This is a genomic window from Bifidobacterium sp. LH_512 (genome assembly GCF_056356435.1).
This window is the reverse complement of the sequence record NZ_JBKEUE010000002.1, coordinates 71,226-84,755: the sequence shown is the minus strand read 5'-3', so window position 1 is coordinate 84,755 and position 13,530 is coordinate 71,226. Positions and strand designations below refer to the sequence as shown.

Below are 13,530 nucleotides of genomic sequence, written 5' to 3'. Positions count from 1 at the left end.
ATTTCCGCTGCAACACGGTCGGGTATTGATGTACGACAATGAGAGGAAGGTGGACATGGGAGCGCTTGATTCCGGAAACGCCGCATGGATCCTGACATCCGCTGCTTTGGTGTTCTTGATGACGCCTGGTGTGGCGTTCTTCTATGGCGGTATGGTTCGCGCCAAGGCCGTATTGAATATGTTGATGCTTGAAGCCGGCGCACTTGCGGTCACGATGATTGTTTGGGCGCTGTGGGGTTGGTCCATTGCTTATGGCGGGGAATCCATCGGAGGTATTTTCGGCGATCCGATTACCGGATTCCTGCTGAAGGACACGATGGTTTCCGACGGTGGCACCTTCACCGCAACCGAACTGAATGCCAATAACTATCCGGTCAGCCTTGACGTTGCATTCCAGGCCGCATTCGCCATGATCACAGTAGGTCTGATTTGCGGCGCTATCGCCGAACGCGTGAAGTACAGCACGTGGATGATTTTCGTGGCTCTGTGGATTACGCTGTGCTACGCCCCGCTCGCCCACATGGTGTGGAACGGCGGCCTGCTGTCTCCTGACGGCGCGATCTCTCAGGCTCTTGGCGCATCCGTTCACGATTTCGCGGGCGGTACCGTCGTGCACATCAACGCCGCGGTCGCCGCGCTGGTTATCGTGCTGATTATCGGCAGGCGTAAGGGTTTCGGCACCCAGCCGATCCGTCCGCACAACGTCCCGTTCGTCATGCTTGGCGCCTTCCTGCTGTGGTTCGGCTGGTTCGGCTTCAACGCCGGTTCCGCATTCGCCGCCAACGGTACTGCCGGCTACGCCTGGGTGTCCACCTCGCTTTCCGCTGCGGCCGCAATGCTGTCCTGGGGTTTCACTGAAAAGATCCGCTCCGGTCACTACACCGCAATCGGCGCAGCCTCCGGTATGGTCGCCGGCTTGGTCGCCATCACTCCTTCCGCTGATGTGGTGTCCCCGCTGTGGGCCATCGTCATCGGCGCCATTGCTGGTGTCGTCACCTGCCTGGCCTGCGGCTTGAAGTTCAAGTTCGGCTATGACGACTCGCTTGACGTGGTCGGCGTGCACGGCGTCGGCGGTGTGATTGGCACCATCCTGATCGGCTTCTTCGGCGCCGGCACAGGCCTGCTGGCTGGCGGCGACTGGCGTCAGCTGGCCGTGCAGGTCATCGTCGCGCTGGTCGCGATCATCTGGTCCGCCGTCGTCACCGGCGTCATCGCCTTCGTTCTTGAGAAGACGATCGGCTGGCGTGTCACCGAAGCCCAGGAGATTGGCGGCATCGACTTGGCCGATCAGGGCGAACGCGCATACGATTTCGCTGGTACCGCCAGCTCTGTGCTTAAGGAGATGAAGTGAAATGAAGCTGATCACCGCAATCATTCAGCCCCATAAGCTTGACGCAGTCAAGGAAGCCCTTGCCGCTGCGGGCGTGCACGGCCTGACCGTATCGGAGGCGAACGGCTATGGCCGTCAGCGTGGCCACACTGAGGTCTATCGCGGCGCCGAATATACCGTCGACCTGATTCCGAAGATCCGCGTGGAAGTGCTGTCCGACGACGCCGATGCCGAAACGTTGGTCGGCGTCATCGTCAAGGCCGCCGCCTCCGGCACCATCGGTGACGGCAAGGTGTGGGTCACCCCGCTGGATTCCGTCACCCGCGTCCGTACAGGCGAAACCGGTTCCGCCGCCATCTGATAGGCCTATCCGATATAGGGCCGTCTTGAATGCATAGGCGGAGCAATGGCGGTTCCCGCGTCTGAACAATTGAAGACGCGGGAACCGCCCGTTTCACGTGAAACATGCGCATCGTGCGCTGCGGGTCATATGAGGCACGCGTATCGCACGCAGCGATCACTGCGATTGCGGCGATCGTCGCAATCGCGTCAATCACATTCTGAAAGAACGGCAATGACGGATTGCACCATAGGCGAGTTGAAACAACGGCTCCTCGCAGTCAGCGCGCCCGATAGCGACGGTATCTACCGCAATGGCGCGGAAAAGCGCGCGGCGCGCGTCGAACTGGCCATGCAGACGTTGCGTGATTTGTGGAGGCAGGCCTGCGAACAGGTATCATTCGATGTGCCTGAACAGGGCGTCGGCCTGGCCGCCGTCGGGTCGCTGGCGCGCGGCCAATTCGGCCCTTCCTCCGATCTGGATTTGGTGTTGATTCACGACGGCCGCACCTTGAACGAGCAGTGTTTGAACGAATTGGCGAACCGCTTGTGGTATCCGATTTGGGACAGCGGCATCGGTCTCGACCATTCGGTGCGTACGCGTGCCCAATGCGAATCCGTCACCGACGGCGACCTGCCTGCGGCGGTGGGTTGGCTTGACGTGTGTCCGATTGCCGGTGATGCCGATCTCATCGAATCCACTTCCACCTCCATTCTGGAACGTTGGCGCAAAGCCGCGAGGCGGCGCCTGTCGGAACTGACGCAATCCGCTGAAACGCGGCTGGACCGCTTCGGTCGACTGCCCTACCTGAATCAGCCCGACATCAAGGAAGCGCGCGGAGGCTTGCGTGACGCGACGCTGGTGGCCGCCATCGCTGCATCCTGGTTGGCTGATCGCCCGCATGGCCTTTACGATGACGCCGTCGAAGCCATGCTCGACGTACGCGACTGCCTGCATGTGGTCGCTGGCAAAGACACGAATCTGCTGCTGTCCGTATATCAGCCGCGCGTCGCCGCAATGCTCGGCCTTGCCGATCCGACGCTGCCCCAAGACGAACGGGAAGCCCGCGCCATTGACGACCTGCAAACACGAATCGCCAAGCTCGGACGATGCGTCGCCTTCGCGTTGGACGACACCGCCTCGCGCGCCAGTCGTTCGTTGATACATGTGCGCCCACGTTTCGCCTTCTTCCAGTTGGCGACGCGCATTATTTCGCCGGCTGCCGCGCCGTCGGCGGCCTCGGGTCGGCCGCTGCGCCGAGAAGCGCCATCATTCGACGTCGTCGCACCCGGAATCGCCCGCCATGACGGTGAAATCGTGCTCGCGCCGAATGCGAATCCGCAGGAAGACTGTTCGCTGGCCTTGCGCGCCGCAGTCGCCGCGACGGAATTGAAACTGCCTATCAATACCGGCACGCTGCGCAATCTGTCGCATTACGCGACCAGTGCCTACGTTTGGAATGAAACCATGCGCGAACAATTCATACGCCTGCTGGCCTGTGGCCCCGAGCTGATTCACGTGTGGGAGGCATTGGATTCCGTAGGAATCCCGGAAAAATGGATGCCGGAATGGGCTGCGATCCGCAACCGCCCCAGCGCCTCCGCCGCGCATCGTTACACGGTCGACCGGCATAGCGTCGAAGTGACGTCGCGATTGGGGGAGCGCGCCCGCCATTACGATGCGCATCGTTGTACGGCATTGCTGCTGGCCGGCCTGCTGCATGACATCGGTAAGCGTCCGGCCGTCGCCGACCATGCGGCGGAAGGCGCGCGCCATGCGAAGGCTGTGGTGGCGCGTATGGGATTTGATGCGGATGTCGTGCAGTGGGTGGCACTGTTGGTGCGCGAGCATTTGACATTGTCGGATTATGCGACAAGCTGCGATCCGGACGATCCCGCAGTTGGCTTGGAAGTAGCGATGCGTTTGGAGAACGATCCGATTCTGCTGGACATGCTGTATGACCTGACGCGCGCTGATGGCTCGTCGCTTGGCGCGACCGCGGGGGAGACCATTACCAAACGATACGGCTGGAGCGCATGGCGTGAACGATTGGTTGGCATGATGGCTGACGCGGCCCGCCGCAATATGACGGTTGTGCAGGATGTGTGATTACGGCGTGTGATTCGGTCGTGTGGAGGCAGCGCATAATTACGCCTCCGCCACAGGCGGACGTCACATGCGAATCCACTTATCCGTACGCACACGTAATCCGTTGAATATCGCGCGTACGCCGATGAACAGCAGATTCAACACCGCCCACAACGCCGCCGTGCGCAGCGTATCCGGCATCGTCATCGTCTCATCAATCCAGCCGATGCCGGATAGAATCGGCAGATACAATGCCGCCGTCGTCACGCATCCGACGGCAAGATAGCGGTAATCGCCGGCGCCGATCAGAATGCCGTCCAAAGCCCACATCCAACCGCCCAGCGGCAGAAAAACACCCAAAATCATCATGCCGATGCCGATTAGCTGCTGCACTTCAGGGTTCGGTGAAAATAGCGGCGCCGCAGCAAATCCGACGACAATCAGCGCAACGCCAATAATGATGCCGCCCATCAGACCCGCCCGCCCGGCGGTGCGTGTCATCCTCATGGCTTCATCGCGCTTGCCTGCTCCGATTTCGGCGGCAACCAGCGTTTGGCCTGCAATGCCGATCGCGTCCAATATATTGATCACGAAATTCCAGCTTGAATTCACCGCCTGATATGCTGCCAGCACATGCGTGCCCATATGCGTGGCCAGAATGACGGTGCCGACCATGCAGGCGCGCAACGCCAACGTTCGGATGAACAGGATCGAGCCGCCGCCCGCGCTGTCGAGGATGCCTTTGAACCGCGGTCGCCAGTCGGCGCCGTCTGCACGGCACCACAGCATTGCGGGCGTGATCAGCATTGCCGCCATCAGCCACTGAGCGATGAGCGTTGCGATGCCGGAGCCGGCGATGCCCCACTTGAAGCCGACGACGAAGAGCAGATCGAGGATGATGTTAGCGATTGCTCCTGTAACGGCTGCGATTAGGGTGATGCGCGCTTTTTGTAGCCCACGGAAAATGCCGTTCGCCGCATAGACCAGCAGCATGCCGGGAAGTCCGAAGATGACGGCGCGCACGTATTGCGTTGCGGCGTCGAGTACGTCGCCACGTGCGCCCATGGCCATACACAGCGGGGTCGAGCAGAGGAACATTGCGACTGATATGACGCTGCCAATGATTGCGGCCAGCCACAGTCCGTCGATTCCCGCTTCAAGGCCTTCGCATCGGCGTCCTGCGCCGAGCAGCTTCGCCACTTGTGAGGTGGTGTTGTAGGCGAGGAATACGCATAGGCCGACGGTGGTCAGGATGATGGTCGAGCCGATGGAGAGGCCGGCCAGCGCGTCATCTCCGACATGTCCGACGATGGCCGTATCGATCAGTATGAATGTCGGTTCGGCGATAAGCTGCCCGAATGTCGGCAATGCCAGTGTGAATATCTTCGAGGTATCTGTTGCTGTCGCTGCTGAACGCCGTCCCATGCTTCACCACTATATGCGACTGGATTTGTACGGTCACATCTGCTGACCAGAACGCATCCCATCAGCAGATGTGACCGAAATGTCGGCCTGAAACGGTCAGACTTGCTGATGAGAACGAAATTCGTCAGCAGATGTGACCGAAAAGTAAGCCTGAAACGGTCAAGTTTGTTGAAGGTATGCATTCACATCAGCAAATGTGACCGTTTTGGAGTCTGAAAACGGTCAGACTTGCTGATGTTGCGCTGATAAATTGAATCCGAGCGAAAGCGTCGGCAATGTGCTAAAAGGTATTGCGGAATTGGGGGTGGCAGAGATGGCCGCTTCCGCAACTGAGGGGATATCAAGTGGCTTTGTTTTCCGATAAGAAGATTCAGCCACACGAATCTGCTCTTGAGGAACTTCGTGAGCAGATTTACTCCCTGTCTTGCGAAATAGCAAAGGAAACTCGCGGCGGTCGGCAAACATGAACGGCACTGGTTTTGTGAGGCGTGGCAGAAAGGGTTGACGGTGGATTACTTGGGGGATTATCCCCATGCTATCCACATCGCTATCCCCAGATTGTGGATTACTGAGAGAGTTTTCCACATAGATATCCCCACACTGTGCATAAGTCGGGGATTTGGGGATAGAGTTATCCACAATGTGCATCGAGTAAATAACATTTGGCGACGATTGAATGAGCGTCAAGTAAAGCATTTTCGGTGTGTGTATAACTTTGTGTATAACTTTTGTGCGTACGCTCTAGCTACATCCCATAAATAAGAATCCTTTTTTGAATAAGGCGTCGGCTCCCGTGCGCAACATCATCTTCGCTTGAATCGTCATCCTCGATATACTCGTTGCTATGGCAGAGGACAATACTTGGGATGAATCAGGCTTTACCGGCGGTACGTCGTATGTTTCCGGCAATACCGGCACGCCGGTGAAGGATGCGCTGTTCGACCGTGTTCCGCCGCATGATGACGACGCCGAAATGGCAGTGCTCGGCGGCATGATCATGAGCAAGGACGCCATCGGCGAAGTCAGCCAAATGATTGACGCCACCGACTTCTACCAGCCGAAGCATCAAATCGTCTACGAAGCCATCATCCGACTGTTTTCCGCATCCCTGCCGGTTGACGCCGTCATCCTCGCCAACGAATTGCTCAAAGCCGGCGACCTGGAAAAAGCGGGCGGCAGCGACTATCTGCACAGCCTCGTCGCGTCCGTGCCGACCGCCGCAAACGCCACCTATTACGCCGAAATCGTGCATCAGCGTGCAATCCTGCGCAATGTGATCGCAACCGGCACGAAAATCGCCCAGCTTGGCTACACAGCGGAAGGCTCACAGGCTGAAGACGTCGTCAACCTGGCGCAGTCCGAAGTCTATGAAATGTCGGTGGGCAAAGTACGGCAGGATTACGCCGCGATCGGCCCTGTCGTGCAGGATACGCTCGAACAGCTCGACAAGCTGCAAAGCGGCGAAATGGAACGTGGCGTGCCGACCGGTTTCCGTGATATCGACGACGTTACGCAAGGTCTGCAGCCCGGCCAGATGATCGTCGTCGCAGGCCGCCCAGCAATGGGCAAATCCACGTTGGGTGTCGATTTCGCGCGTGCGGCGGCTCTGCATCACGGTTTGACCACGATTATTTTCAGCTTGGAAATGAGCAAGGTGGAATTGGCTCAGCGTATTATTTCCGCCGAAACAAACATTCCGTTGGTCGCATTGCGCCGTGCTGACGATATTACGCCGGAACGGTGGAATATCCTCAACACGTTCTGGACGAAAATGCGTGAAGCTCCGTTGTTCATCGACGACAGTCCGAATATGAGCCTGATGGAAATCCGCGCGAAATGCCGTCGCCTGAAGCAGACCAATGATTTGAAGCTGGTCGTTATCGACTACCTGCAGCTGATGTCGTCCGGCAAGCAAATTGAAAGCCGCCAGCAGGAGGTTTCCGAGTTTTCGCGTGCGCTGAAGCTGCTGGCCAAGGAATTGGAAGTGCCGGTTGTGGCATTGTCGCAGCTGAATCGTGGCCCGGAAATGCGTAACGACAAGAAGCCGCAGCTTTCCGACTTGCGTGAATCCGGTTCCATCGAACAGGACGCCGACGTGGTGTTCCTGGTGCACAGGCCTGATTTTTACGATAAGGAAGACCGTCCGGGCGAGGCTGACATCATTATGGCGAAGCATCGTAACGGTCCGACCGAGACCTTCCATTTGGCATTCCTTGGCGGCACGTCGAAATTCAAGGATATGCAGCAGGATTATCAGCAGGGAGTGTGATGATGCAGCGCAATTCGTCCACGAATACGCCGATGGGCGCGTCGTCGCAGCAGCCGAATACGTCGGGCGTCGGAAACACGGCGCGAGCAGGCGTCGTTCAGCCTGCAGTCGCAGTCACGCCATGGAACGCTTTCGCCACGCCCGCGATCGGCAAAATGGTGCGCATCGCTGCCCGTGTCACGCGTCATGGCGGCAGCGCGTTCCCTGGCAAAATCGTGGAAAGCATCGATCCCGGATTCCTCGCCCGCACATTAGGCCGCCTGCCGTTGGGCGTGATTCTGGTGTCCGGCACAAATGGCAAAACCACGACGACACGCATGGTGGCGACCATGTTGGAACGGCTTGGTTTGAAGGTGTTCACGAATCCGACCGGCTCGAATTTCACACGCGGCGTGGTGTCCGCGCTGCTGACGGAAGTGGATTTGCGCGGACACTTGAACGCGGATATCGCCGTATTGGAATTGGATGAGGCGTACGCCGTGCATTTCGTGCGGCAGGTGAAGCCGCGATACTGCTTGCTGCTGAATGTGATGCGCGACCAGCTGGACCGTTTCGGAGAAATCGACAATACGGCCCGCCTGCTGGGTCACGTGGCCGAAGCGACGACAGGCACGGTGATGCTGAATCGTGAGGATCCGCGTATTGCCAGCCTTGCCGCGCTTGCGCAGTCGGCGCAGCGCGTCGCATATTTCGGGCTTGACGCGTCTTTGAAATCGTTCTTCCCGTCAGACGATGAGATGCAGACGACGGTTGATTTGGATGCAGCTGCCGGCCATGCCGTAGATGATAGTGCAGATGCGGATGATGATGATATTGATGCCGTCGTTGCCGCTGTCGATCCCGCCAATACTGCGCAGCCTGACGCGATGCCTGTCGCCGACGTGACGCTGCTCAGCGTCGCCGACCATGCCGCGCAGTTCCAGATGGATGGCGCTGCCTACAATACGACCGTCCAATTGGAAGGCATCTACAATCTGTTCAATGCCGCTGCCGCGCTTGCGATTGTGCACGCTGTACGCGATGACGTACGCAATATGATTGCGGCCGACGATGATCGCGAAATCGGCGCTGCCGGCGTCGCGGCTGATACGAGGCGGCGTCTGCAACGTTTTGCCGACGCTGGTGCAGCCGCTTTGATTGACGCCGTCGCACAGGCGACGCCCGCCTTCGGCCGCGGCGAAGTCATCGACGTGCACGGCTCCCCGGTGGAACTGCTGCTGGTCAAAAATCCGATGGGATTCCGTCTGTCATTGGCATCATTCCCGCCGCAAGGCCACGACACGATGATCTGCATTAACGACGAATATGCGGACGGTCGCGATATGAGCTGGCTGTGGGATGTGGACTTCTCCAGCCTGCGCGGAACCGGTGTCGACATGGTATCCGGCGTACGCGCTTGGGATATGGCATTGCGTTTGGGATACGATCAGGTCGCGATCGGCGAAACGAACACGGATCTGGAACAGGCCGTCACCACGTTCGTCAACGCGAACCCCGGTACGCCGAAACACATCTACTGCACGTATACGGCCATGCTGAAAGTCCGCTCGATTCTGGGCGGCATCACCGACGTCGCCGACGCCGGCGTAGGCAAGTGAATGAGCGGACAAGCAGCAAGGAGCGCGAATATGGGCAACATCATCGACATCATGTCCCTCTACCCGAAGGACATGAACATCTACGGCGACTCCGGCAACGTGCTCACCGTCGCCCGACGCTTGGCATTGTACGGCTACGAACCTCGAATCCACGCCTACAATCAAGGCGACGCATGGCCCGACCACGTCGACATGATCCTGGGCGGCGGCGGGCAGGACACCGGTCAGAAGAAAATCATCAGCGACTTCTTCCAACGCGCCGATCTGCTGCATGAACTCGCCGCCGACGGCGTACCCATGCTGATGATCTGCGGACTCTACCAATTGTTCGGCGAATACTTCGAAACCGTTGACGGCGATCGTCTCGACGGCATCGGCGTCATCGGCGCCTACACCGTCGGACGCGACAGGCGCATGATCGGCAATCTCGTCGAGCATTCCGCCGATTTCGGCGACATCATCGGCTATGAAAACCATTCCGGCCAAACATTCCTACGCGAAGGCGTCCAGCCGCTCGGCCACGTCGAAAACGACGGCACCGGCAACAACGGTAGCGACCATACCGAAGGCGCCCGCGTCGGCAATGTCATCGGCACCTACATGCACGGGTCCCTCTTGCCGAAAAACCCCGCCATATCCGACTTCCTCATCCGCACTGCCATTGAACGCCGCTATGGCACTTTCACGCCGCAGCAAACCGACGAGCAGCGCACCGAACTCGCCCGCATCGACGACATCGCAGCCCACGCCCGTCGTGTAGCCGCAGCCCGTCCGCGCTAAAAGCGCGCGCAACGTTTTTCCTTCAGGCAATACCGTCAGAGCAAATACGCGTAAAGCCTGGCGTGGTGGGGTAATCTGGAAACGTCCACCGACGCTAAGGAGGCGTATCATGGCTGATTTCGATTTTGGAGAGGGCTTGCGCAAGGTGTTCCTCGCCGGAGTGGGCGCGCTCGCGACCACCGTTGAAAAGGGGCAGGAGATCGTCGACGATCTCGTCAAGAAGGGCGAGCTGACCGTTGAACAGGGTAAGGCGTTGAATACCGAGCTCAAGCGTAAGGCGCAGGAAGTCAAGGAGGAATCCGAGGCGAAGGCCGCAGCCGAACAGACGGAGGAATAACCATCAATCGCACAATCATGTGTTGACTGTTATTCGTGTGTGGGGCCGGCCGAATATGCGCCGGCCCACACGTTATCGTATGCTGCGCTCATACATGGCGGCGCAGCAATCACAAGAAATGATTTCGACGTCATATGACTAATTCCGACCAGCCGGATCGCGCTTCAACCAAACCGCCAGCAGCGGATACGCCTGAAAAAGATACGCCCGAAAAGGACGCGCCTGAAATGGCGCTCGAAGCGTCCACGCCAACCCCGGCATCGCAATCGTCTGCGTCGCACACAGCAGACGATGATTCTGCACGCCTGAATATCGGCGACGATGAGGAAATTATCGGCCTTTTCGGCACGCATCGACACTCGTTTTCGCAGCGCTATCATCTGACGCGAATCGGCAAAATAAAGCGTCTCGCACAAATTACGCGCATCGTCAATAAATTTGATATCGTCCACGGCCTGACGCCTGTCAAAATGCGACTGATGCTGGAAGCGCTCGGCCCGACCTTCGTCAAAGTCGGTCAAATTCTGTCCATGCGCTCCGAAATTCTGCCCCAACCATTCTGCGACGAGCTATCAAAACTGCGCGCTGATGCCGACCCCATGCCATACGACATCGTGCTGGAAACGTTGGAACACGAATATAGCCGACCGCTCGACGAAATTTTCGACCATATCGACGCCACTCCACTCGGCTCGGCGTCGCTGGCGCAAGTGCATCGCGCAACGTTGAAAACAGGCGAGGATGTCGCCGTTAAAGTGCAGCGTCCGGGCGTGCGCGAAACCATGGCGCAAGATGTGTCCATTATGAGATCGATTGCAAAAGCCGCCTCCCAAGTGATGAGCAGCATGCAGGTCGTCGATTTGCAAGGCGTCGTCGAAGAACTGTGGGAAACCTTCGAATCGGAAACGGATTTTCTTATCGAAGCGCGCAATTTGAGCGAATTCAAACGATACTGCAAGCGTTTCCGTTATATGGATTGCCCGACGCCGTACATGGATCTGTGCACGCAGCATGTGGTCGTTATGGATTATGTGGACGGCATTTCCGTGTCCAATCCGGGCAAGCTGGTTGCGGCGGGCTACGATTTGCAGGAAATCGGCACGAAACTGGTCGACAATTATGCGACGCAGGTGTTGGACGAGGGCTTTTTCCACGCCGATCCGCATCCGGGCAACATTATGATCGTCGACGGTCGCATTGTATTGCTCGATCTTGGCATGACCGGCCGATTGAACGCGAAAACCCGCACTGTGCTGCGCGAAATGCTGTTTGCCGTCGCCAAACAGGATTCGCCGGGGCTGGCGGATGGCCTGCTGCGATTCGCCGGTGCGGAGGCCAATCCGGAAGATTACCCGTCGTTGCTTGCCGATCTGGATGTTATCGTCAAGGAATTTGGCACAGTCGATATTGCGGAGCTTGATATCGCCGCATTTTTGACGGCGTTGACGCAAATGGCGCAGCGTCACGGCATTGAAGTGCCAAGCACGGTGACGACTGTTGGTCGCGCACTGGTTACCTTGGAAGGATTGCTGGATGAATTCATTCCCAATGTGAATATGATTCAGATTATTTCCAACCACGTCGCCACGTCGAAGACGCCATCGCAGATCGCGAAGGATGAAGCAAAAACGTTGACGTTGGAAAGCCGCGAGGCCGTGCACAGTCTGCTGGCCACCGCAAATGAGCTGAAAGTCGCCACGCGCATGCTTACGCGTGGGCAACTGCGTGTCAACATGGAGCTGGTCGGGGGAGAAGAGCCGATGAGGCTGCTGAGCGACATGGTCAACCGTCTGACGATGGCGTTGATTGTGGTCGGTCTGTTTGTCGGCTCGTCGATTGTGTATTACGCAGGCATGAAGCCGGTGGTGTTCGGCATTCCGATCGTCGGATTCCTGGGGTATCTTGTCGCGTTCATCCTATCGGTCTGGATTGTGTTCGACATCTACTTCAAAGGCCGCAAGAAGAAGCGGTAGTCTGCCCGTTCCCGCTTGCGGACCACCCTTCCTGCCGGCCGTGCCGGCCCCGTCGCCGCATCCCAGCAAATGTGACCGAAAATCGGTCTGGTTCCGGTCACATCTGCTGATGTGGACGCTTCCCTTCTGCACATGTGACCGTTTTTAAGGCGTGTTTTCGGTCACATGTGCTGATGGCATACGTGAAGTTCAGCATGTGTGACCGCTGTCAGCTCCGGAAACGCCACCCGCGCTACAAATCCGGCCGGTTGCCATGTGCATGGTCTAATCTCGTAAGGGACCCCAAGGAGGAATGCCATGTCATCCAATTCGTTCCTGAAGAAATTCGTTGCCGGCGCAGTTCTTGCCGCTGGCGCTGCGGCTTGGGCCATCGCTCCGCGTACGTTCAGTGATAAGCGCCGCAATTTCGTTCCCGCCATTCCCGACGTGTGGTATGCGCATCGCGGCCTGCACGATGCCGGTTCCGGCCTGACGCATGAATACGCGGCTGAAAGCGGCGAATACGTGGCTTATGCGCGTCGTATGGCGATGAAGGCGGGCTATGGCAATCCGAATATCGCCGGCCCGATTGCGCCGGAGAACTCGTTGGCTGCGTTCGCCGCCGCGTGCGAGGCTGGATATGGCATTGAATTGGACCTGCAGATGACGATGGACGGCGAAGTCGTCGTCGTGCATGACAGCGATCTGATGCGCGTCGCTGGGGATCAGCGTCACGTCGCTGATCTGACGTATGACGAGTTGACGCGCATTCCGCTGTTTCCTGGTTGTGTGCCGGGTGTCGCCGCCGCCGAGCCGCTGCCGGGCGCGTTGGAGAAGCCGGCGTTGGTGGTGACGCCGGATAAGGCGCCGACCGGCTACTATCAGCATGTTCCGTTGTTCGCCGACGTGCTGAAGGTTGTGGCGGGCCGTGTTCCGTTGATTGTTGAATACAAGTTCGACGATAATGCGGTGTGGGATGAGCGTTGCGAAGAGCTGATGGAAAAGGGCGATGCGCTGTTGCAGGCGTATGACGGCTCGTATGTGGTCGAGTCGTTCTGTCCGATGGCGATGCGTTGGTATAAGGACCATCGACCGGAGGTGTGCCGTGGCCAGCTCGCCGGAGGTTGGACGAGCGAGGAAGCGCGCATTCCGGAACGTTTGGCTGATGTACTGGTGTTCAATTGGATGTCGCGTCCGGATTTCGTCGCTTATGATTGGCATGGCGGCAACAGTCCGCAGGTCCGCTTGACTCGTTTCATGGGTGCTGTGCCGGTGTCATGGACGGTGCGCAGTCGCGATGAGTTGGCGCGTTGCAGCACTTGGTTTGACCATCATATTTTTGAGGCGTTCGTACCTGATATGCGTTGATATTGCGCTGATTTGAGGTGATGATTGTTCCGGATGACAGCAT

The 13,530-nt window shown here is 58.3% G+C and carries 11 protein-coding genes; 9 read left to right on the top strand and 2 right to left on the bottom strand.

From position 1 onward, the window contains the following. Positions 1-55: 55 nt before the first annotated feature. From AC1AWD_RS06220 to AC1AWD_RS06210, 3 genes are all read left to right on the top strand, one after another. Positions 56-1,351, top strand: a complete 1,296-nt coding sequence (locus AC1AWD_RS06220; RefSeq protein WP_476564765.1) for an ammonium transporter — start codon at positions 56-58, stop codon at positions 1,349-1,351. A gap of 1 nt (position 1,352) precedes the next feature. Further along, positions 1,353-1,691 (top strand): P-II family nitrogen regulator, encoded by a 339-nt coding sequence (locus AC1AWD_RS06215; RefSeq protein WP_476564763.1) that lies wholly within the window; start codon positions 1,353-1,355, stop codon positions 1,689-1,691. 213 nt (positions 1,692-1,904) lie between these two features. Continuing rightward, on the top strand, positions 1,905-3,779 hold the full coding sequence (locus AC1AWD_RS06210) for a [protein-PII] uridylyltransferase family protein (RefSeq protein ID WP_476564762.1): 1,875 nt from the start codon (positions 1,905-1,907) through the stop codon (positions 3,777-3,779). Between the two features lie 63 nt (positions 3,780-3,842). On the opposite strand, the gene AC1AWD_RS06205 is transcribed toward AC1AWD_RS06210, so the two are convergent. Both AC1AWD_RS06205 and AC1AWD_RS06200 read right to left on the bottom strand, forming a co-directional pair. After that, positions 3,843-5,183: an MATE family efflux transporter gene (locus tag AC1AWD_RS06205; RefSeq protein ID WP_476564760.1), complete on the bottom strand. Its 1,341-nt coding sequence runs from the start codon at positions 5,181-5,183 to the stop codon at positions 3,843-3,845. A gap of 222 nt (positions 5,184-5,405) precedes the next feature. Continuing rightward, entirely contained in the window at positions 5,406-5,870 is a 465-nt protein-coding gene (locus AC1AWD_RS06200; protein WP_476564758.1) for a hypothetical protein, read from the bottom strand. A 157-nt stretch (positions 5,871-6,027) separates the two neighbouring features. On the opposite strand from AC1AWD_RS06200, the gene dnaB reads away from it, so the two are divergent. The 6 genes from dnaB (at position 6,028) to AC1AWD_RS06170 (ending at position 13,487) form a co-directional block, all read left to right on the top strand. Then, a complete protein-coding gene (gene dnaB / locus AC1AWD_RS06195) occupies positions 6,028-7,452 on the top strand; it encodes a replicative DNA helicase (protein ID WP_476564757.1) in 1,425 nt (474 codons plus the stop codon). Positions 7,453-7,607: 155 nt separating this feature from the next. Next, entirely contained in the window at positions 7,608-9,050 is a 1,443-nt protein-coding gene (locus AC1AWD_RS06190) for a DUF1727 domain-containing protein (protein WP_476564983.1), read from the top strand. Between the two features lie 30 nt (positions 9,051-9,080). Beyond that, positions 9,081-9,830: a type 1 glutamine amidotransferase gene (locus AC1AWD_RS06185; RefSeq protein ID WP_476564755.1), complete on the top strand. Its 750-nt coding sequence runs from the start codon at positions 9,081-9,083 to the stop codon at positions 9,828-9,830. 109 nt (positions 9,831-9,939) lie between these two features. Further along, entirely contained in the window at positions 9,940-10,167 is a 228-nt protein-coding gene (locus AC1AWD_RS06180; protein ID WP_476564753.1) for a phasin family protein, read from the top strand. A gap of 134 nt (positions 10,168-10,301) precedes the next feature. Next, entirely contained in the window at positions 10,302-12,140 is a 1,839-nt protein-coding gene (locus tag AC1AWD_RS06175; RefSeq protein ID WP_476564751.1) for an ABC1 kinase family protein, read from the top strand. 297 nt (positions 12,141-12,437) lie between these two features. Then, entirely contained in the window at positions 12,438-13,487 is a 1,050-nt protein-coding gene (locus tag AC1AWD_RS06170; RefSeq protein WP_476564749.1) for a glycerophosphodiester phosphodiesterase family protein, read from the top strand. Positions 13,488-13,530: the final 43 nt, after the last annotated feature.